The 20,362-nt window shown below is 57.8% G+C and carries 22 protein-coding genes; 13 read left to right on the forward strand and 9 right to left on the reverse strand.

Going from position 1 to position 20,362, the window contains the following annotated elements; translation table 11 throughout:
• Positions 1-290 precede the first annotated feature (290 nt).
• From map to BLR97_RS07820, 7 genes are all read left to right on the forward strand, one after another.
• Complete coding sequence (gene map, locus BLR97_RS07790) at positions 291-1,082, forward strand: type I methionyl aminopeptidase (protein ID WP_089704488.1); 792 nt, start codon at positions 291-293, stop codon at positions 1,080-1,082.
• The gene (locus BLR97_RS07795) at positions 1,082-3,757 is read left to right on the forward strand and encodes a [protein-PII] uridylyltransferase (RefSeq protein WP_089704491.1); all 2,676 of its coding nucleotides are present in this window, start codon (positions 1,082-1,084) and stop codon (positions 3,755-3,757) included. Before map ends, BLR97_RS07795 begins: the two co-directional genes overlap by 1 nt.
• 111 nt (positions 3,758-3,868) lie before the next feature.
• Positions 3,869-5,065 (forward strand): succinyldiaminopimelate transaminase, encoded by a 1,197-nt coding sequence (gene dapC, locus BLR97_RS07800; protein ID WP_089704496.1) that lies wholly within the window; start codon positions 3,869-3,871, stop codon positions 5,063-5,065.
• A 43-nt stretch (positions 5,066-5,108) separates the two neighbouring features.
• Positions 5,109-5,447 carry a Spx/MgsR family RNA polymerase-binding regulatory protein gene (locus BLR97_RS07805; RefSeq protein ID WP_089704499.1) on the forward strand — a complete coding sequence of 113 codons (339 nt, stop codon included), beginning with the start codon at positions 5,109-5,111 and terminating at the stop codon, positions 5,445-5,447.
• A gap of 37 nt (positions 5,448-5,484) precedes the next feature.
• Positions 5,485-6,510: a 2,3,4,5-tetrahydropyridine-2,6-dicarboxylate N-succinyltransferase gene (gene dapD / locus BLR97_RS07810; protein WP_089704502.1), complete on the forward strand. Its 1,026-nt coding sequence runs from the start codon at positions 5,485-5,487 to the stop codon at positions 6,508-6,510.
• Entirely contained in the window at positions 6,497-7,669 is a 1,173-nt protein-coding gene (gene dapE / locus BLR97_RS07815) for a succinyl-diaminopimelate desuccinylase (RefSeq protein WP_089704506.1), read from the forward strand. Before dapD ends, dapE begins: the two co-directional genes overlap by 14 nt.
• On the forward strand, positions 7,666-8,055 hold the full coding sequence (locus BLR97_RS07820; RefSeq protein WP_089704509.1) for a hypothetical protein: 390 nt from the start codon (positions 7,666-7,668) through the stop codon (positions 8,053-8,055). The genes dapE and BLR97_RS07820 overlap by 4 nt, the downstream gene beginning before the upstream one ends.
• A gap of 84 nt (positions 8,056-8,139) precedes the next feature.
• Here the strand turns inward: BLR97_RS07820 and BLR97_RS20085 are convergent, their stop codons facing one another.
• Positions 8,140-8,676, reverse strand: a complete 537-nt coding sequence (locus tag BLR97_RS20085) for a cold-shock protein (RefSeq protein ID WP_089704512.1) — start codon at positions 8,674-8,676, stop codon at positions 8,140-8,142.
• Between the two features lie 112 nt (positions 8,677-8,788).
• Between BLR97_RS20085 and BLR97_RS07830 the strand changes: the two genes are divergently transcribed.
• Positions 8,789-9,037 (forward strand): SlyX family protein, encoded by a 249-nt coding sequence (locus tag BLR97_RS07830; RefSeq protein WP_089704515.1) that lies wholly within the window; start codon positions 8,789-8,791, stop codon positions 9,035-9,037.
• Between the two features lie 23 nt (positions 9,038-9,060).
• Here the strand turns inward: BLR97_RS07830 and ald are convergent, their stop codons facing one another.
• The 7 genes from ald to radC all read right to left on the reverse strand — a co-directional run bounded on the left by ald (position 9,061) and on the right by radC (position 14,414).
• Entirely contained in the window at positions 9,061-10,179 is a 1,119-nt protein-coding gene (ald, locus tag BLR97_RS07835) for an alanine dehydrogenase (RefSeq protein ID WP_089704518.1), read from the reverse strand.
• A gap of 166 nt (positions 10,180-10,345) precedes the next feature.
• Positions 10,346-10,780 (reverse strand): acyl-CoA thioesterase, encoded by a 435-nt coding sequence (locus BLR97_RS07840; protein ID WP_089704521.1) that lies wholly within the window; start codon positions 10,778-10,780, stop codon positions 10,346-10,348.
• Between the two features lie 58 nt (positions 10,781-10,838).
• On the reverse strand, positions 10,839-12,029 hold the full coding sequence (locus BLR97_RS07845) for a class I SAM-dependent rRNA methyltransferase (protein WP_089704524.1): 1,191 nt from the start codon (positions 12,027-12,029) through the stop codon (positions 10,839-10,841).
• Between the two features lie 68 nt (positions 12,030-12,097).
• Entirely contained in the window at positions 12,098-12,925 is an 828-nt protein-coding gene (gene mutM, locus BLR97_RS07850; RefSeq protein WP_089704527.1) for a bifunctional DNA-formamidopyrimidine glycosylase/DNA-(apurinic or apyrimidinic site) lyase, read from the reverse strand.
• A 144-nt stretch (positions 12,926-13,069) separates the two neighbouring features.
• Positions 13,070-13,225 (reverse strand): 50S ribosomal protein L33, encoded by a 156-nt coding sequence (rpmG, locus tag BLR97_RS07855; protein WP_089704530.1) that lies wholly within the window; start codon positions 13,223-13,225, stop codon positions 13,070-13,072.
• A 26-nt stretch (positions 13,226-13,251) separates the two neighbouring features.
• Positions 13,252-13,488, reverse strand: a complete 237-nt coding sequence (gene rpmB, locus BLR97_RS07860; protein ID WP_089704533.1) for a 50S ribosomal protein L28 — start codon at positions 13,486-13,488, stop codon at positions 13,252-13,254.
• A gap of 251 nt (positions 13,489-13,739) precedes the next feature.
• Positions 13,740-14,414, reverse strand: coding sequence for a RadC family protein (radC, locus tag BLR97_RS07865; protein WP_089704536.1), 675 nt, complete (start codon positions 14,412-14,414; stop codon positions 13,740-13,742).
• A 116-nt stretch (positions 14,415-14,530) separates the two neighbouring features.
• Here radC and coaBC point away from each other — a divergent pair, with 116 nt between their 5' ends.
• The 5 genes from coaBC (at position 14,531) to slmA (ending at position 19,327) form a co-directional block, all read left to right on the forward strand.
• The gene (gene coaBC, locus BLR97_RS07870; RefSeq protein WP_089704539.1) at positions 14,531-15,808 is read left to right on the forward strand and encodes a bifunctional phosphopantothenoylcysteine decarboxylase/phosphopantothenate--cysteine ligase CoaBC; all 1,278 of its coding nucleotides are present in this window, start codon (positions 14,531-14,533) and stop codon (positions 15,806-15,808) included.
• Complete coding sequence (dut, locus tag BLR97_RS07875) at positions 15,805-16,263, forward strand: dUTP diphosphatase (protein ID WP_089704542.1); 459 nt, start codon at positions 15,805-15,807, stop codon at positions 16,261-16,263. The genes coaBC and dut overlap by 4 nt, the downstream gene beginning before the upstream one ends.
• A 32-nt stretch (positions 16,264-16,295) precedes the next feature.
• A complete protein-coding gene (locus tag BLR97_RS07880; RefSeq protein ID WP_089704545.1) occupies positions 16,296-17,678 on the forward strand; it encodes a phosphomannomutase/phosphoglucomutase in 1,383 nt (460 codons plus the stop codon).
• A 121-nt stretch (positions 17,679-17,799) separates the two neighbouring features.
• Positions 17,800-18,699: an acetylglutamate kinase gene (argB, locus tag BLR97_RS07885; protein WP_089704549.1), complete on the forward strand. Its 900-nt coding sequence runs from the start codon at positions 17,800-17,802 to the stop codon at positions 18,697-18,699.
• Between the two features lie 19 nt (positions 18,700-18,718).
• Positions 18,719-19,327 (forward strand): nucleoid occlusion factor SlmA, encoded by a 609-nt coding sequence (gene slmA / locus BLR97_RS07890; RefSeq protein ID WP_089704553.1) that lies wholly within the window; start codon positions 18,719-18,721, stop codon positions 19,325-19,327.
• Positions 19,328-19,433: 106 nt separating this feature from the next.
• Here the strand turns inward: slmA and rpoH are convergent, their stop codons facing one another.
• Positions 19,434-20,300 carry an RNA polymerase sigma factor RpoH gene (gene rpoH / locus BLR97_RS07895; protein ID WP_089704556.1) on the reverse strand — a complete coding sequence of 289 codons (867 nt, stop codon included), beginning with the start codon at positions 20,298-20,300 and terminating at the stop codon, positions 19,434-19,436.
• Positions 20,301-20,362: the final 62 nt, after the last annotated feature.

Genomic DNA, 20,362 nt, shown 5'->3' on the forward strand with positions numbered 1-20,362 from the left:
GCGTAAAACGTTGCCAGCGGCACCCGGGACCATGTGCCGGTGCATGTGTGTTTTCAAGGCTTGGTGTTCAATATCGCGAAGGTTTTCAGACGCTAAGCGCCCAATACCAGCGATGCCTAATGACGCTTATATGCTTAATCAGCCCAGACAACCTCAAGATTGCACTGGATGACGATTGCAGGAAAGCGCGCGGCTTTATACCATAGATCATCGTTAAGATGAAGCCGTCATCCGTTCAGCGGGCCTTTTTTGCCGCTCAACCTGCCATTCTGAGTCAACATTGAGAATTCATGAACGTTCCCATTAAAACGCCTTCTGAAATCGACAAAATGCGCGACGCCGGACGCCAAGCCGCCAGCGTTATCGAGATGATCACCCCTCACGTTAAGGCGGGTGTCAGCACCGGCGAAATTGATCGCCTGTGCCATGAGTACATCGTCAACGAACTAGGCTCAACGCCAGCCCCGCTTAATTATCACGGTTTTCCCAAAGCGACCTGCACCTCGATTAACCACGTGGTGTGTCACGGGATTCCCGACGACGCCAAAAAGCTCAAAAACGGCGACATCATGAATTTGGATATCACCGTGCGAACAGCCGATGGCTACCACGGCGACTCCAGCGTGATGTTTGTGGTCGGCGAGACGATTCAAGGCGAGCGTCTGTGCCGCATTACCCAAGAATGTCTGTATAAAAGCATTGAGATGGTTAAGCCCGGCGTGCACCTTTCTGAACTTGCCCGGGCGATACAGAAGCACGCCGAAAGCAACGGCTATTCGGTGGTAAGGGACTTCTGCGGCCACGGTATCGGGGCCGAATTTCACGAAGACCCTCAGTTTCTGCATTACGACGGCTACGCCCCGGAGGCCGATATCAGCCTTGAAGCGGGCATGTGCTTCACCATCGAGCCCATGATCAACGTCGGCGGCTACAAGACCAAGGTGCTGCGCGATGGCTGGACGGCCATTACCAAAGACCGCAGCCTGTCAGCCCAGTGGGAACACACGCTGCTGGTCACCGACACCGGCGTTGAGGTGCTGACCGCACGCGGCGACGAAGACTTCAGTTTTCTTAATCGCTGATGCTACTTCACCACTACCGGTTTGAGCCGGACACTACGCTGTTTGATCTTGAGTTATTTCGCTCTGAGCTATCGGGATCACGCTCGCCCATCGCGCCTTTCAAAGCCGCACTGCGCGATATCCAGGCGCGTCTGGATGAACGATTTCGCGCCGGTGCGGATATTCGCGATTTGGTGCGCGGGCGTGCCTGGTACCTAGACCAGCTGTTGGCGATCGCCTGGGAAAAGCACGACTGGCCTGACGACGGCGTCGCCCTGGTCGCGGTGGGTGGCTACGGGCGCGGCGAGCTGCACCCGCACTCGGACATCGACCTGCTACTCCTGCTTGAGCACGACGACGACACCGCCTACCGCGAGCCGCTGACCGCCTTTATCACTTTTTTATGGGATATCGGCCTGGAAATCGGCCACAGCGTGCGCTCGCTCAACGACTGCGAGCGTGAAGCAGACGCCGATGTCACGGTGATCACCAACCTGCTCGAGTCCCGACTCATTGCCGGCCCCGAGCGACTGCGAGAGGCCATGCGCGAACGACTCAGCGCCGACCACATCTGGCCCGCCGACCGTTTCTTCGAGGCCAAATGGCAGGAACAGATTGCCCGCCATTACCGCTACAACAACTCTGAATACCACCTGGAACCAAACCTTAAAAGCTCACCCGGTGGGCTGCGTGACATCCAGATGATTGGCTGGGTCGCCAAGCGCCACTTCGGTACCGAGCAATACACCGACATTGTCGCCAACGGCTTTATGAACGACGCCGAACTGCGCATTTTAAGCCAGGGCCAAGCCTTTTTATGGCAGGTTCGCTACGCCCTGCACATGCTCACCGACCGCGCCGAAGACCGCCTGCTGTTTGACCACCAGCGCACTATCGCCGAGATGTTTGGCTTTCGCGACACGCCCGAGCGCCTAGCCGTTGAGCAGTTTATGAAGCGCTACTATCGGCATGTCACCGCCCTCGCCGGCCTTAACGACATGCTGCTGCAGCACTTCGACGAGGTCATTTTGCGCGGCAAAGAGGCGCTGGAAACGGTCAAACTCAACGAGCGCTTTGAAACCAAAGGTGGCTACATACAGGTGCGTTCGCGCAACCTGTTTAGCGAAAGGCCTGCGGCGATGCTCGAGCTATTTTTACTGATGGCCAAACATCCCGACATTGAGGGCGTGCGGGCCGACACCATTCGACTGATCCGTGACCATCGCCACCAAATTGACGACCATTACCGGGACGATCCGCGCCATCAACGGCTATTCATGGCCATTTTGCGCGCACCAGGCAACGTACCTCGTCAGCTACGACGTATGAACCGCTATGGCATCTTGGGCAAATACCTGCCCGAATTTGGGCGTGCGGTAGGCCTGATGCAGCACGATCTGTTTCATATCTACACCGTGGATGCCCACACCCTTCGATTGCTCAAGTTTTTACACGGCTTCCGCAAGCCCGAAGCGAAAGACGACTTTCCCGTCGCCGCCGCCTTGATGCAGCAGCTACCCAAGCTTGACTTGTTGTGGATAACCGGCCTGTTTCACGATGTTGGCAAAGGACGCGGCGGCGATCACTCGGAAATCGGCGCACGCGACGTTGAACATTTTTGCCAGCGGCATCATGTACCCACCCATGACACCAAGCTGGTCAGTTGGTTAGTTGAGCATCATCTGCTGATGTCAATGACCGCTCAAAAGCGCGACATCACCGACCCCGATGTAATCCGCGAATTCGCGACTGAGGTGCGAACCGAAACGCGCCTGGATTATCTTTACGTACTCACCGTGGCCGATATCAACGCGACCAACCCCACCCTGTGGAACGGTTGGCGAGCGTCGCTACTACGCCAGCTGCACTCCGAAACCAAGCGCGCTTTGCGCCGCGGCCTAAAAAATCCACCCGACCGCGACGACTGGGTGCGCGAAACGCGCTTGGAAGCCCGCTCGTTGCTGCAAACGATTGGCGTTGACGAGGCTGAAATTGACCAGCTATGGGAATCGCTCGGCGAAGACTACTTCTTGCAGTACGCGCCCAGCGAAATCGTCTGGCAAACCCAAGGGATCCTCGCCCACCAGCCCTCGTTGTTACCACTGGTACTGATTAGCGCGCCCACGGCCGATATGTCCGAAGGCGGCACCAAAGTGTTTATACACACGCGTTCGGTAGACGATTTGTTCGCCGCCACCGCCGCCGCCATGGAACAGCTGGGCCTCTCGATACACGACGCGCGCATCGCCACCTCAAACAACGACTGGACGCTGAACACCTTCATCGTGCTGGACAACCAAGGCCAACCGATTCGCGACCCAGCGCGCATTGAAGAGATGCGCCAACACCTGGTGGAAGAGCTGGATGACCCCGATGACTATCCCGATATCGTCACCCGGCATACGCCGCGCCAGCTCAAACACTTTCGGGTCGCTACCGAGGTATTGATTGAACAAGACCCCGCCAACGACCGCACGCTGCTGGAACTCAGCGCACCGGACAGGCCCGGGCTTCTGGCCCGCGTCGGGCGCATCTTCATGGAACAGGATATTGCGCTCTCCGCGGCGAAAATCGCCACCCTGGGCGAACGCGTGGAAGACGTGTTTTTTATCACCACCAAGGCCGGCGAACCGTTAACCGACCCCGACCGCCAACAACAGCTGCGCGAACGCTTAATTGAAGTATTAGGGGTTTAATCGCCTTATCGCCCCGGTGGATTTGAGCCAGCCCCGGGGCTTGCCTATAATCGTCGGCTACTTTTGCAACCCGACGCCTACAACAACGCCAGCACGGCGTTCTGGACACCCATGAACCCTGATCTTGACGCCCTGCACCCCTATCCGTTCGAAAAACTCGCCGCACTCAAAGCCGACCTCACTCCACCGTCGGCGCTGACGCACATCCCGCTGACCATTGGCGAGCCTCAGCACGCGCCATATTCAGCGGCACTAGCGGCGTTGGTCGCCCACCAGGCCGAGATGGGGCGCTACCCCGCTACCAACGGCCTACCCGCCCTGCGAGAAACGATCGCCAACTGGGCAAGCCAGCGCTTTGCACTGGCGGGGCTAGATAGCGAGCGCCAGGTGCTACCGGTTAACGGCACGCGGGAAGCCATTTTTGCCTTCGTACAGGCAGCGCTTGACCGGGCTCGCCCAGCAAAGGTTGCCGTGCCCAATCCGTTCTACCAGATTTATGAGGGAGCCACGCTGCTGGCCGGCGGCGAACCACTGTATCTGGATTGCACCGCCGACAACGGCTTTCGACCGGATTTTTCCGCGGTGAGCCCAGATACCTGGCGCGAAGTGCAAATCGTGTTTATCTGTTCACCTGGCAACCCAACCGGCGCAGTGACGCCATTGGAAGAATTCAAGCAACTCATTGCGCTGGCCGATGAGCACGACTTCATCATTGCCTCCGATGAGTGCTACTCCGAGCTCTACCTGGATGAGGCTACGCCACCCCCAGGGCTCTTGCAGGCCTGCGCCGCGCTTGGTCGTCACGATTACCGGCGCTGCATGGTGTTTCACTCGCTCTCCAAGCGCTCTAACCTGCCGGGACTGCGCTCGGGCTTTGTCGCCGGCGATGCGGATTTACTTACACCCTTCAAGCGCTACCGCACCTACCACGGCTGCGCCATGTCATTGCCGCTCCAACATGCCTCTATTGCGGCCTGGCAGGATGAAGGCCACGTGCACGCCAACCGCGAGGCTTACCGCGAAAAGTTCAGCGCGGTCACCGACGTTCTGGCCCCGGTGATGGATTTCCCCACACCCGAAGCCAGCTTTTATCTGTGGCCCGCCGTGCCCGGCGGCGATGATATTGACTTTACCCAGCGACTGTTTGTCGAACAACACGTTAGCGTACTGCCCGGCAGCTTGATGGGCCGCCCTGGGCGCGATGGACACAACCCAGGCAGCAGTCGGCTACGCTTAGCGTTAGTCGCCGAACTTGCCCCGACGCTGGAAGCTGCCGAACGTCTGCGCCAGCTCATTGAACGCGGTTAACACACTGAATTGACGTCATTCAGTCATTGCCAGGAGGTCATATATGCTAACGCTTTATATCATCAGCAACTGCGACACCTGCCGCAAAGCGCGGAACGCGCTTGACGATAAAGGCATCCCTTTTAAAACGTACGACCTACGTAAAGACGGCCTCTCAGCCCCACTGTTAGAACATATTCTCCACCGCGTACCGCTAGTGGAAGCGATCAACAAGCGCAGCAAAACCTGGCGCGAACTGTCGGACGAAGAGAAAGATTTTGACGCCAACTCGGGCCGCGAGCTGCTTTTAAAACACCCCACATTGTTAAAACGCCCTCTACTAGAAGTCGACGACGAAACGATGCTGGTCGGCTACCAAGATGGCGACTACGACAAACTCTAAACAACCTGATTCAACATTGACCTAAAGGAACGCAGTTATGCTGAGCTTTGCGCTTGGAATTGGCACTCAAAACACCCAGGGCGACTGGCTGGAAATCTACTATCCGGCACCGCTATTTCAGCCGGATGATGCGCTCGTCAAAGCGGCCAAAGAAGCGCTAGACGCCCCGGAAGGAACAGCCGCCATTAGCTTTCTACCGGAAGACTGCACACACCTCGCTAAAGCGCTGGAAGCCGCTGGCCACCCGGCCCAAGCGGAATTAGCAGAAGCTTTCGCCACCAGCCAACGCCCGTTAGTGGCGATGTTTCTGGATACCGACCAACCGCCGCAAACCGCGCCTGAGGTCTACCTCAAGCTTCACCTGCTTTCCCACCGTCTGGTAAAACCTCACGGACTTGATTTGACGGGTATGTTTGGTCTGCTACGCAACATCGCCTGGACCAACGAAGGCGCAATCGATATTGAAGAGCTACCCGCTCGTCGCCTCAAAGCCCGTCTGGCAGGCCGCGCCCTGTCGGTGGACTGCGTCGACAAATTCCCCAAGATGACCGACTACGTGGTTCCTCACGGCATCCGGATTGGCGACACCGCGCGCGTGCGCCTGGGAGCCTACCTCGGCGAAGGCACAACGGTGATGCACGAAGGTTTCGTTAACTTCAACGCGGGCGCTGAAGGCCCGGGCATGATCGAAGGGCGTATCTCAGCCGGTGTGATGGTCGGCAGAGGCTCCGACTTAGGCGGCGGCTGCTCGACCATGGGCACCCTCTCCGGCGGCGGCAATATTGTCATCAAAGTCGGCGAAGGCTGCTTGATCGGCGCCAACGCAGGCATCGGTATTCCACTGGGCGACCGCTGCACCGTCGAAGCGGGGCTGTACATCACGGCGGGTGCCAAAGTCACTCTATTGGATGACCAAGGCCAAGAGGTCAACACCGTCGCCGCCAGAGACTTGGCCGGCCAGGATGACCTGCTGCTGCGCCGCAACTCGCAAAACGGTCGCATTGAATGCCTGACCAATAAAAGCGCCGTTGCGTTGAATGAGGCGCTGCATGCCCATAACTGATCCGGAAGGTTTATCACCGACGCTGAAGCTTGCCTTTGATTTGCTCAGCCGCGCGTCGGTGACGCCGGACGACGAAGGTTGTCAGGATCTGATGATCGAGCGCTTAATTGCGCTCGGTTTCCATATCGAACGGCTGCCGTTTGGCGATGTAGACAACTTCTGGGCGGTACGCGGGCATCACGGACCGGTACTGGCCTTTGCTGGGCACACCGATGTGGTACCCAGCGGCCCTCACACCAACTGGGAATTTCCGCCCTTTACGCCCTGTATTAACGACGACGGCATGCTTTGCGGTCGCGGCGCCTCCGACATGAAAGGCAGCCTAGCCGCCATGCTGACCGCCGTTGAGCGTTTTGTCGCCGCCCACCCCGATCACCATGGCCGTATCGCGTTTTTGATCACCTCCGATGAAGAAGGCCCCGCCGTCGACGGCACCCGCGCAGTGGTTGAACACCTGCGCGAGCGCAATGAACGCCTCGATTACTGTATCGTCGGCGAGCCTTCTTCCACGACACGCCTTGGCGATGCGATTAAAAACGGTCGACGCGGCTCGCTGGGCGGCGTGCTACATGTGAAAGGCGTGCAAGGCCACGTGGCCTACCCGCACCTGGCACGCAATCCCATCCACCAAACCATGCCCGCGCTCGATGCGCTGGTCAACGAACACTGGGATACGGGCAACGATTTTTTCCCGGCCACCAGCTTCCAGGTCTCCAATGTCCGGGCAGGGACGGGCGCGACCAACGTGATTCCTGGCGAGGTGGAAGTGGTGTTCAACTTCCGCTTCTCCACGGAAGTGACCCACGAGGCACTCAAGGGGCGTACCGAAGCGATTCTGGATCGGTGCGGGCTCGAATATCACATCGACTGGACACTCAATGGCGAGCCATTTTTAACCGCCGAAGGGGAACTGGTCGACGCTGCAATTCGCGGCGTCGAAGCGGTGACCGGCGAGCGCCCTGAGCTGTCGACCAGCGGAGGCACCTCGGACGGTCGCTTCATTGCCACACTGGGCGCTCAGGTCGTCGAACTGGGCCCGCTCAACGACACTATCCACAAGGTCGATGAGCGCGTGCGTGCCAGCGACCTGGACGACTTAAGCCGGATCTACGAAGCCACGCTACAAGCGCTGCTCACGTCCGGCGAGGTGAGTGTATGATGGAGCGCTATCCTGATATTGAGATCTACCTCGCTAACGTATCCCATTCAGCGCTCAACGCCTGGCTGGCGACGGCGCTGGAAGCCCCGCCGCTAACCCCCGCGGGCAAGGGCAAATGGCGCACCCACGGCACCTATCAAGGCCACCGCATACCGGTACTCCTCGTGGAAAACGCCGCCGACGGATTTGCCAGCCTGTGGATTGATAGTGGCCATTGCCCCTGGCATACCGACCAGGAAGCCGCCCAATACGCGGCGGAAGCTCTGCAAACCGAAATTCGCTGCTCATTGGGCGGCTGGAACCCCGGCGACGACCCCGACCGTTTTTGGCAGGTGTTCCCCGGTGGGCGTGAAGGCGCAATAGAGTGGCCTGACTCGGGCCGCTAAGTATTAGCCCACGCCTTAAACGCACTTGACCCCGCCTAGGCGGGGTCAAGTAATCGTACTAGCCAGTAAAACGTCTGCCGTTGGTTACTCGATAATACTTACATCGTCGGCCTGCAAGCCACGCTCATTTTTAATCACGTGGTAACGCACAATCTGACCTTCCGCCAGCATGCGCGGGCCACGGCCACGAATCGCGCGGAAGTGGACAAAAACATCGTCGCCGTTGTCGCGGGTAATAAAGCCATAGCCTTTGTTGGTATTAAACCACTTCACTTCACCTTCTTCGCGACCATCGTTGGGATCAATGACATCTTCATCATCGGCCGCGTTCGGGGCTTGGGATTGACGCGGTGCAGGCTTGGCGCGTGCCGCCGAATCAGGCGACACCACCACGGGCGGCGCTAACGCGGCGGTCGCTAACGTAGCGATACACAGCACAATAAAACTTCCGAAAGCCACAGCTATATAGATGCCGCCGGCCCCAATAACGGCCAGTTCGGCCAGCCACTGCTCAGCCAGCGGCGCGTCGGTTAAATGAATAATCCCCGCCAGCAACAGTGGCGTGGGGGCGGCAAGTAAAATACTGATTAAGATACTGCGAAACACGACTTTTAGGTTCATGGATACAAAAAGCTCTCTTGTTGTATGGGTAACAGAAGAAGGACAATACTCAGTTCAGCGGGTCTTTTACGTCCCAATTCACCGAGCTACTACACAAGGTTGCAATGTTACCATGACATCTTCTTTATCGCCTGCCGAGCTTGTTCAACAGTTTGAATCTTTAGAGAGCCGCTTGGCTTATCAAGAACACTGGCTCGACACTCTTGATCAAGCGGTCGCCCAGCAAGAACGTCGATTAACAACCCTGGAGCAACTTAGTGCGCTGATGCGCGAGCGGCTGCGCGAACAGCACCAAGCGCTCCAATCAGGTAATGCGCCGGATGCCGCCCGCCCCGAAGACGACATCCCACCGCATTATTGAGACGCTCGCTACGCATTCACCCGCTACTGGCTCACCAGCTTAACAGGGTCAACACTTGTCAGACCAAAGGCATTAGCGACGGCGGGATAGGTCACTTGCCCCGCATGGACGTTGAGCCCCGGCAGGAAATGGGGGTCATCGCTAAGCGCCTGTTGCCAGCCTTTATCGGCCAGCGCCAGCACGAACGGCAGCGTGGCATTGGTAAGCCCTAGCGTAGAGGTACGTGCGACCGCGCCTGGCATATTCGCTACGCAGTAGTGGACGATACCGTCAACGATATAGGTCGGCTCAGCGTGGGTGGTGGGCTTGCTGGTTTCAAAACAGCCGCCTTGGTCGATCGCCACATCCACCAGTACGCTACCGGGCTGCATATCCGCCAGCATGGCACGGGTGATCAGTTTCGGCGCAGCAGCACCGGGGATCAGCACCGCCCCAATGATCATATCGGCCGTTTTAGCCGCTTCATCCAGCGCATCCGCCGTTGAGTAAACGGTCTTGATGCGGCCCTGATAGCGGTCATCGAGCACTTCCAGCCGAGCAATCGACTTGTCCAGAATGGTCACCTCTGCGCCGAGCCCTAACGCCATGCGCGCGGCATTTTCACCGACCACACCGCCACCGATCACGGTGACCTTACCTGGCGCCACGCCAGGCACACCCGGCAATAGCACGCCAGAGCCACCCTGCGCTTTTTCAAGACTGTGCGCACCTGCCTGCACGGCCATACGCCCTGCCACGGTGCTCATCGGCGCGAGCAGCGGCAGACCACCCTTCGCATCGGTAATCGTTTCGTAGGCAATGCAGGTCGCGCCGCTTTCCAGCAAACCCTTGGTTAACGTTTCTTCGGCGGCTAGATGAAGATAGGTAAACAAGGTGTGATCGGGCGTTAGCCGCGCAACTTCTTCGGCCTGGGGCTCTTTCACCTTAAGAATCAGCTCGGCGTTTTGCCACAGCGCCGCGACATCCGCGTCAATTCGCGCGCCGGCGGCTTCATAGTCGTGGTCGCTAAACCCAGCGCCCTCGCCAGCCCCCGCCTGAACGCTTACGTGATGACCACGCCCGGTTAGTTCCCGCGCGCCGGTAGGGGTCAAGGCCACCCGGTATTCATGATTTTTAATCTCTTTGGGGACTGCGATGCGCATGTGCGGCTCCTAATTATTTCGCTAGCAAATTGTCAGCGTTAAACTAATTACAGCACAGCTTTTGCGCCTCTCCATCCCCCGGAATACAAAACAAAAAAAACGCCGGTTAAGACGTTTCTTAGGAGAAAAATCTACCGAATGGCGGCTATTGGCAAAAAAATCATCGTTATTCTTCTACGATGGCATTGCCATATATCGTTCGATATTCATCGGGCAGGCGCTTGGGTCGACCGCTGGAAAGCGCCACGCAGGCAAACCAAGTGCGGGCGTTGAGCAGCATTTTGTCATCGTGCTTGCGCTGCAGTTGGAAGCGGCGCGTGATACTAAAGCGACCATCGCAGGCGACGATCCAGGTCGCGAGCTGCAGCGCATCGCCGGCATAAGCCGGCGCCAGGTAGTCCAGCTCGTGACGATGGACGACCATGGCACGGTCTAGCTCACGATAACGCTTAAGCGATAATCCCAGGGCTTCCGAATGCGCCCAGCTAATCTGCTCGATCCAGCGCAGATACTCGCTGTTATTGACGTGACGATAGGCATCGATCGCCTCATCCGTTACGTCAATGTCAGTCACAAAAGGATCGGGTAGCGCCCACTTCATTATCGAGACTCCTTCAGCAAGTTGCTGGCTGATGGGGAGCAGTCGTATTTCGACAACGCTAGTCGCGGAAAACCCTCACGCCCAGTGCCTTGAGATACGACGTTTCCGGGATAGCGGGATGAACCGGATGATCCGGCCCCTGGTGGCCCTGGAAAATGACTTGGCCGTGGCGATCCTGGTGACGAACCGCGCCACGCACGACGTCCATTAGACGCTCAGGCGCCAAGTGCATTGAGCAGGACGCCGTCATTAACAGGCCATCACGACCCAACAGACGCATCGCTTCACGGTTCAAACGGGCATAGGCGCGCTCGCCGTTGTTAATATCTTTACGCTTTTTAATAAAGGCGGGCGGGTCGAGAATCACCACGTCGAACTGCTCGCCGTCGGCTTTGAGCGCCGCCAGCGCCTCAAACGCATCCCCTTCACCAATGGCGACCTGCTCTTGCACGCCGTTCAACTCGGCGTTGCGGGCCACCTGTTCAAGCGCCGGGCCTGATCCATCGACGCACAACACCTCAGAGGCGCCACTGGCCGCTGCCTGTACGCCCCAGCCGCCGACGTAACTGAACACATCCAACACCCGCTTACCAGCGACCTGGCTATTGAGCCAAGCGCGGTTAACTCGATGGTCGAAGAACCAACCGGTCTTTTGACCGTCAATGACCGGCACAACGAAGCGTACGCCGTTCTCTTCAAGCAGCACTTCGTCGGGCAGGGTACCTTTGGCGACTTCCACCTGGGCTTCCAAGCCTTCCTGGCGACGCCCGCCGGTGTCGTTGCGAAAAACGATGGCGCTCGGCTTAAGAACTTTTTCCAATGCATCAACGATATCTTCGGCCAGCACCTGCATACCCGCGGTGTTCAACTGCACCACGACCACATCGCCAAATCGATCAATCACCAGACCCGGAAGTAGGTCGCCTTCACCGTGAATTAATCGGTAAAACGGCTGATCAAACAAACGCTGACGCAGCGCCAGCGCTTGGTTAAAGCGGTGCACAAATAGCGAACGATCGAGGCGCATTTCCGGGTCGCGGGACATCACCCGAGCACAAATCAGCGAATGCGGATTAACGTAGGCCACCCCAAGGGTTCTGCCATTAGACGCTTCAACCAAGGCGGTTTCACCCGCGGCGAAGTCTTTCAGCGGCGTCTCTTTGATGTCGACTTCGTTGGAATAAATCCACAGATGGCCCGCCTTCAAGCGACGATCGGCGTTTTTATTCAGGCGCAGGCGTTGAGTCACAACTTTCTCCAAAAGAGCATTGGCTCCAAAAAAACGTAGTTAAAACAGTCAATATGAGCGTGCGGGCGCTAGCGCTGACAGCCAGGGCAAAAGACACTGGCACGTTGGCCAAGGGTGATACGCCGCAACTCTCCCCCGCAGCGATGACACGGCTGACCGTGACGGCCATACACATTTAGCCGCTGAGCAAAATAGCCGGGTTCCCCTTGGCCGCTAACAAAATCGCGTAGCGTGGTACCGCCCTGGATAATAGCAGCGGCCAGCACCTCCTTCACGGCGGCGGCCAATTGCTCGTAGCGGGCCAACGAAATACGTCCCGCTGCTCGACGGGGATCAATGCCCGCCATAAACAGTGCTTCGGCGGCGTAGATATTTCCCGCGCCAACGACAATGCGGTTATCCATTAAAAAGGGTTTCACCGCGACGCGCTTATTACGGGACATGCTATATAGCCAGCGGCCATCAAAGGCGTCATCAAGAGGCTCAGGGCCCAAGTGCGCCAAGCGCCTGTCGGCATAGCCATCCCCCTCCTGCCAATCGACAAAGCCAAACCGACGCGGGTCGTGGTAGCGCAACACATAGCCGCTGGCCGTCACCACATCCACGTGGTCATGCTTTTTAGGCAAGTCGCCCACCTGAGCGATGCGCAAACTTCCCGACATGCCTAAATGCCATAGCAGCGTCGACTCCCCCGCTGTTGCTTCCAGGGGAATTTGCAGGTACTTGGCGCGTCGTTTCAATACGCCTACCCGCGCGCCCACCAGTCGCTCAGCGAAGTCGTCGGGCACCGGCACGCGCAGCCGCGGCTGACGCACCCGTACTTCGGTAATTTCCTGGCCTTCCAAATAAGGTGCAATACCCCGTCGGGTGGTTTCAACTTCGGGCAACTCGGGCATGATGAGAGCCTTTAATGACAGCGTGGTGACAGCCGCTTGCACCGCGTTGGCCGCATAGAACACCCATGCATGCAAAAACCCGGCTGAAGGCCGGGTTTTTAACAGGCGCTCGCCTGCGGTGAAAGCCAGTCATCGCAACGGCGATTACTTAATTTTGGCTTCCTTGTACATAACGTGCTTACGTACGACCGGGTCGAATTTCTTAAATTCGAACTTGTCCGGAGTGTTCCGCTTGTTCTTATCAGTGGTGTAGAAGTGGCCTGTACCGGCACTAGACACCATCTTGATCTTATCGCGCATGGTTTAACTCTCCCAAAAAAGCTGTATTAGATGGCGTCGCCGCGCTTACGGATATCAGCCAGAACCGTCTCAATGCCTTTCTTGTCGATGATACGCATGCCTTTGGAGGAAATGCGCAGCTTGACGAAGCGGCTTTCAGACTCAACCCAAAAACGATGGGTGTGCAGGTTCGGCAAGAAACGACGACGTGTCTTACGCTGGGAGTGAGAAACGTTATTACCAGTTACCGGACGCTTGCCGGTAACCTGACATACTTTGGACATGAGAGCCTCCAACTGCTTGGCCAGGATTTAATACCTGAGTGTTCAAAACTGTCGGGCAAACCGGAGCAGGGAGGGCGTCGACGCGGTTAACCGCCTAGCTGTACCCAAATCCGTTATTCAACCCAAGTTCAAAGGTGGCACTTTATACCAGAGCACGTGGCGATCAGCAAGAAAAACCGTCGCAAAAGCCCAAAAAAGCGGCTTTTGGTTCATTTTACTTAATAAATTAACTGACCACCTAGGTGGCTTGCTTACAGCCAGCCCCGCTCGGCAAATGACACCACGTCTCCGTCCCCCACCACGAAATGATCAAGCACCCGCACATCAAACAGTGCGAGCGCTTCTTTCAAGCGTTCAGTGATTCGTCGATCGGCATCGCTAGGCTCGGCCACACCCGAAGGGTGGTTGTGCGCCAGGATAACAGCACCAGCATTGTGCGCTAGGGCACGCTTGGCAACTTCGCGGGGATAAACGGATGCGCTATCTAGGGTACCGCGAAATAGGGATTCATAGCGAATAATTCGGTGCTGCGTATCCAAAAAAAGTACCGCAAATTCTTCATGGCCCAAATGACGCAGCTGGGTACTTAGGTAGTGACGCACTAATGCCGGAGACGTCAGCGCCTCACCTCGCGCGAGCTGGGTGGCCAAGTGGCGTTTTGAAAGCTCAAGTGTAGCCTGCAACTGGGCGAACTTGGCGCTCCCCAGCCCCCGCGCTTCGCAAAAGTGCGTTTGGTCGGCCTCCAGCAGCTGACGAAGGCCGCCAAAGCTTGTCAGCAGGTCCCGCGCGAGATCCACTGCTGACCGCCCCTGAACCCCTACGCGTAAAAAAATCGCCAGCAGCTCAGCGTCCGACAACGCCTGTGGCCCCAGATTTAATAGCTTCTCGCGTGGACGCTCGCCTTCCGGCCAGTGGTTAATACCCATCGCCGCCTCCCTGCGCGTTGTTTAGCCTTTCCCTTTACATGGATGCAGCATGCCAAATTGCGCGGACGAATGGTATGGTAAGCGTCCTAAAGAATGCTCAACGTGGGTCTTTTGCCATGACGTCTGTGACTTCGACAACGACGCTGCCTGCTAGCGGAAAACGCGTGCTTTTGGGCATCAGCGCGGGCATCGCGGCGTATAAAAGCGCGCTGATTGTGCGCCTGCTCAAACAAATCGGCTGTGACGTCCGCGTGGTGATGACCGACGGGGCTCAAGCGTTTATCACCCCGTTAACGCTGCAGGCACTTTCCGGCGAGCCCGTGCGCACGTCACTGCTCGACCCAGAAGCCGAGGCTGGCATGGGGCATATTGAGCTCGCCCGCTGGGCGGATGTCGTATTAATCGCGCCGGCAACAGCGGATCTCATGGCGCGCTTAGCCCAAGGCATGGCCGACGACCTACTCACCACGCTTTGCCTCGCCAGTGAAGCGCCCAAACTGATCGCCCCGGCCATGAATCAGGCCATGTGGCGCCATCCCGCCACCCAACGCAACGTACAGCAGCTAGCGGACGATGGCTGGCAGTTGGTTGGGCCCGCGGCAGGTGACCAAGCCTGCGGTGACGTTGGCCCAGGTCGAATGAGCGAGCCCGAGACGATTGTTGACGCGCTGATCAATCACTTTTCGCTTGCACCTTTCGCGCCACCCAGCGATTCGGCACTGCACGTGGTGATCACCGCCGGCCCGACCCGCGAAGCGCTCGACCCGGTGCGCTATTTGTCGAATCACAGCTCGGGCAAAATGGGCTACGCCCTAGCCGCAGCGGCGGCCGCCCAGGGCGCCAAGGTGACCTTGATCAGCGGGCCAGTGAGCCTCGCCACGCCGGTCGGCGTCACCCGTATTGACGTTGAATCCGCCGAGCAGATGCACCATGAAGCGCTACGGCTGGCCCCCCAGGCGGCACTGTTTATCGGCTGCGCCGCCGTCGCCGACTACCGTGCCGCCAGCGCCGCCGGGCACAAGATGAAAAAGACCGACGACAATGACACCCTGACGCTAACCCTGGTCAAAAATCCCGATATTATTGCCGACGTAGCTGCGCTTTCGCCCCAGGGCCGCCCATTTGTGGTGGGATTCGCCGCCGAAACCCAGGACGTTGAGCATTATGCGTCTGATAAACTCACCCGCAAAGGGCTCGACATGATCGTTGCCAACGACGTTGGTCAGCCCGGTCTTGGGTTTGGCAGCGACGAAAACGCGGCGCTGCTGCTATGGCGCACGCCCCAGGGTATTGAACGTCGGATGGAAACCCCACAACCCAAAACACAACTGGCGGATCGCGTGATTCAACAAGCTCTCATGCTACTGCCCTCGTCTACCGGAGAGTCCTCATGACCGCCCGCCCTCGCCTGCAGTGCAAAGTCCTCGATGAACGACTGCGTGACTATTTGCCTCATTACGCGACCGACGGGTCGGCGGGCATGGACCTTCGCGCGCTGCTCGACGAGCCGCTAACGTTAAACCCCGGTGATACACACCTCGTAAGGACAGGCCTGGCAATCTATATTGAAGACCCGGGCCTTGCCGGCATGATTCTGCCTCGCTCCGGCCTGGGGCATAAGCACGGCATCGTTCTAGGCAATTTGGTGGGCTTGATCGATGCCGATTACCAAGGAGAGTTAATGATTTCCGTATGGAATCGCGGGCAAAGCCCCTTTACGCTCGCGCCGTTTGAACGGTTGGCACAGTACGTGCTTGTTCCTGTGGTGCAGGCTGAGCTTGATCTGGTCGATCAGTTCAGCGACTCCACTCGCGGCAGCGGCGGCTTTGGCAGCACTGGCCGTCATTAACTTGTACAGGCCACTTTTGTAAGGATACTCCCATGACACACCCCACAATTCCCGCTTCGATTTTTCGCGCTTACGACATCCGCGGCATCGTCGATGACACGCTCACCGAGGACACAGTGGAATGGATTGGCCGCGCAATCGGCTCTGAAGCCGCTGATCGGGGCGAATCCACCGTCGTGGTCGCACGCGATGGACGTCTCTCGGGCCCGCGGCTCCAGGCGGCCCTAATGCGCGGCCTGAACGCGGCGGGGCGCGACGTCATTGATGTCGGCATGGTACCCACCCCGGTGCTGTATTTTGCCACCCATATTCTTGACGGTACGCGCTCCGGGGTGATGGTCACCGGCAGCCACAATCCGCCCGACTATAACGGCTTCAAGATTGTTCTCGATGGCGACACCCTCTCGGGCGATGCCATCACCGCTCTCTACGAGCGACTTGCGTCTGACCAACTGGCAAGCGGCAGCGGCAGCATTCGCCAAGAGGACGTGCGCGATGCCTATCTTCAGCGCATCCTCGGCGATGTCAGCGTCAGTCGCCCGCTGAAGGCGGTGGTCGACTGCGGGAACGGCGTCGCGGGGGAACTGGGGCCTCAGTTGATCGCCAAGCTGGGCGTCGATACGCACCCGCTGTTTGACGATATCGACGGCACCTTCCCCAACCATCACCCCGACCCCGGTAAGCCCGAAAACCTGCAGGATCTGATTCGCACGGTCCAGGAAACGAACGCCGATATCGGCCTAGCCTTCGATGGTGACGGCGACCGACTAGGCGTCATTACCCCTCGTGGGCGGCTGATCTACCCGGATCACCTGTTGATGGCGTTTGCCACCGACATGCTAGGCCGCAACCCTGGCGCCAAGGTCATCTTTGACGTCAAGTGTACCGGCAACTTAATCAAGGTGATCAGCGACGCCGGGGGCGAGCCGGAAATGTGGCGCACGGGCCACTCGCTAATCAAGGCACGCATGAAGGAAACGGGGGCTCAGTTGGCCGGCGAAATGAGCGGGCATATCTTCTTCAAGGAACGCTGGTACGGCTTCGACGACGGAATTTACGCCGCCGCTCGGCTGCTAGAGATTCTGGCCAATTTCGAGGGCGACGCCGATGCTTATTTCGACAGTTTCCCGCAAGACATCGGTACCCCGGAAATTAATATCACCGTCACCGACAGCAACAAATTCAGCCTAGTGGATAAACTTGCTCGAGAGGGCGACTTCGGCGATGGTATCAAAACCACATTGGATGGCATTCGGGTCGACTACCCCGACGGATGGGGGCTATGCCGCGCCTCGAACACCACCCCCATGCTAGTACTGCGTTTTGAAGGAAAAAATGAAGCGGCTTTAACGCGCATTAAAGCGCAGTTTGCCAGCGCACTGAAAAACGTCGACCCCGCTTTGACGCTACCCTAGGCAAAGCCAGCCACGTCATCGCGTGGCGGGATCGTGCCCATTAGAAGGCACGGCCCGCCATGGGCTTCAAAGTGTGCTTAATGCCAATAAATGAGCCACATCATTATCAAGGGACAACGCCATGAGTTCAGCCAGTCACGGCCCGCAGGTCGTTGTGGAGGTGCTTTCCGAAGCCCTCCCCTATATCCAGCAATTTTCCGGCAAAACCGTCGTGGTCAAATACGGCGGCAACGCGATGACGGAAAGCACTCTGATTGATTCGTTTGCCCGCAACATTGTGTTAATGAAGGAAGTGGGTATTAACCCGGTGGTGGTTCATGGCGGCGGCCCCCAGATTGGCGAGTTGTTAACCAAGCTCAATATCGAATCGCGCTTTGTTAACGGCATGCGCGTGACCGACTCGCAAACCATGGACGTAGTCGAGATGGTACTCGGCGGGCTGGTCAATAAAAGCATCGTCAACCTGATCAACCAAAGCGGCGGCAAAGCGATTGGCCTGACCGGCAAGGACGGCGCACAGATCCGTGCCCGCCAGTTGAAGGTCGAGCATCAGAGCCCCGAAATGAAAGCCCCGGAAATCATCGATATCGGCCATGTCGGTGAGGTGGAGTCGATCTCCACCGACTTGATTGAAATGCTCGCGGCGCGTGATTTTATCCCGGTGATTGCGCCGATTGGCGTGGATGACGCAGGCCACAGCTATAATATCAATGCCGACCTGGTGGCGGGCAAGATTGCCGAGGCGCTCAATGCCGAAAAGCTCATGCTGCTGACCAACGTGGCGGGGCTGATGAATGCCGACAGCGAGGTGCTCACCGGCTTGACCACGGCTCAAGTTGACGCGCTGATTGCCGATGGGACTATTCATGGCGGCATGCTGCCTAAAATTCGCTGCGCGTTAGATGCTGTGAAAGGCGGCGTTAACAGTGCTCACATTATCGATGGTCGTGTGCCGCATGCCGTGCTGTTGGAGATATTCACCAACGCCGGTGTCGGTACGCTGATCACCGATACCCACTAACCGCGACGGGAGAAACGCAATGAGCGATGATCGCAAACCTCGCCGCCGCGAGCAGATACTCCAAGCCCTCGCCCTGATGCTTGAGGAAGACAGCGGCAAACGGATTACCACGGCGGCCCTGGCTCGCCAGGTGGGTGTATCAGAAGCCGCCCTCTACCGCCACTTCCCCAGCAAGGCGCGCATGTTCGAAGGGCTGATCGACTTTATCGAAGAAAGCATCTTTGCGCGCATTAACCGCATTATGGAAGAGGTACCCGACGCCACCAACCGCTGCCATACGATCCTGTCACTGGTGCTCGGCTTTGCCGAAAAGAACCCGGGGCTTGCCCGTGTGATGGGCGGCGATGTACTCACCGGAGAAACTGCGCGACTGCGTCAGCGGATTCACCAGCTTTTCGAGCGTCTGGAAACCCAGTTCAAGCAGATTCTCCGCGAGGCTGAGATCCGCGAGGGACGTCGGCCGAATATTTCTGCATCGGCCGCCGCGAACCTACTGATCGCCCATGCAGAAGGCCGCATTGCTCAATATGTGCGCAGTGATTTCAAACGTTTACCCACTGACTACTGGGACGACCAGTGGACGCTGCTTTCAAGCCAGCTGCTACGCGAGGCAGCGCAGCCTGCTTAACCGCTTGTCCAGGATGATGGTAGCCGTTGGCAGATAAAACCTTGGCAAATAAAAAACGGCGCCCCCACAAAGGGAGCGCCGTTTTTGTTGGGTCGAACTTATGCGCTTATGCCGCGATCGTATCGCCCATTTTTTGGCGCAGTTTCTTCATGGCATTTTTTTCGAGCTGGCGAATGCGTTCGGCGCTAACGCCGTAAACATCAGCCAAGTCATGCAACGTGGACTTATGTTCGCCCAGCCAACGACGCTGCAAAATATCCCGCGAGCGCTCATCCAAGCCTTCAAGCGCCAGCTGTAAGCGGCGAGTTGAGTCTTCCTCAAAATCGCTGTCTTCTAGCTGCGTTGCCGGATCTGAGGCCGAATCGTCTAAAAAGTGCACCGGTGCTTGATACGCACTATCTTCATCGTCGCTGGGCGATGCATCAAAGCCCGCATCGTAGGAAGACAGGCGTCCTTCCATATCGCGCACGACATGCGGCTTTACGTCGAGATCCTTGGCAATGGCCTCAACCTCGTCGTTATTAAGCCAGGCGAGGCGCTTTTTCGCACCGCGCAAATTAAAGAACAGCTTACGCTGTGCCTTGGTCGTGGCGATTTTGACAATACGCCAGTTACGCAGCACAAATTCGTGAATTTCAGCTTTAATCCAATGCACCGCAAACGAAACCAAGCGCACACCCTGATTCGGGTCAAAGCGCTTGACGGCCTTCATTAAGCCGACGTTACCTTCTTGAATTAAATCAGCTTGCGGCAAGCCATAGCCCGAATAACTGCGGGCGATGTGTACCACAAAGCGCAAGTGCGATAGCACCAAACGGCGTGCCGCTTCCAAATCGCCTTCATCGTACAGGCGGAACGCAAGCTCACGCTCTTCATCGGCACTCAGTACCGCAATGCCGTTGACCGCTTTGATGTAGCCGCCCAGGTCGTGGCCTGGGGAAAGCTGTCCCACCGGTAGAAGACTTGTGCTCATGTGCAGGTGGTCTCCCTGATAACCCTTACGTGATTTGTATCGCTAAGACCTTGTCGTATCAA

Source organism: Vreelandella arcis (assembly GCF_900103865.1).
Taxonomy (GTDB): Bacteria; Pseudomonadota; Gammaproteobacteria; order Pseudomonadales; family Halomonadaceae; genus Vreelandella; species Vreelandella arcis.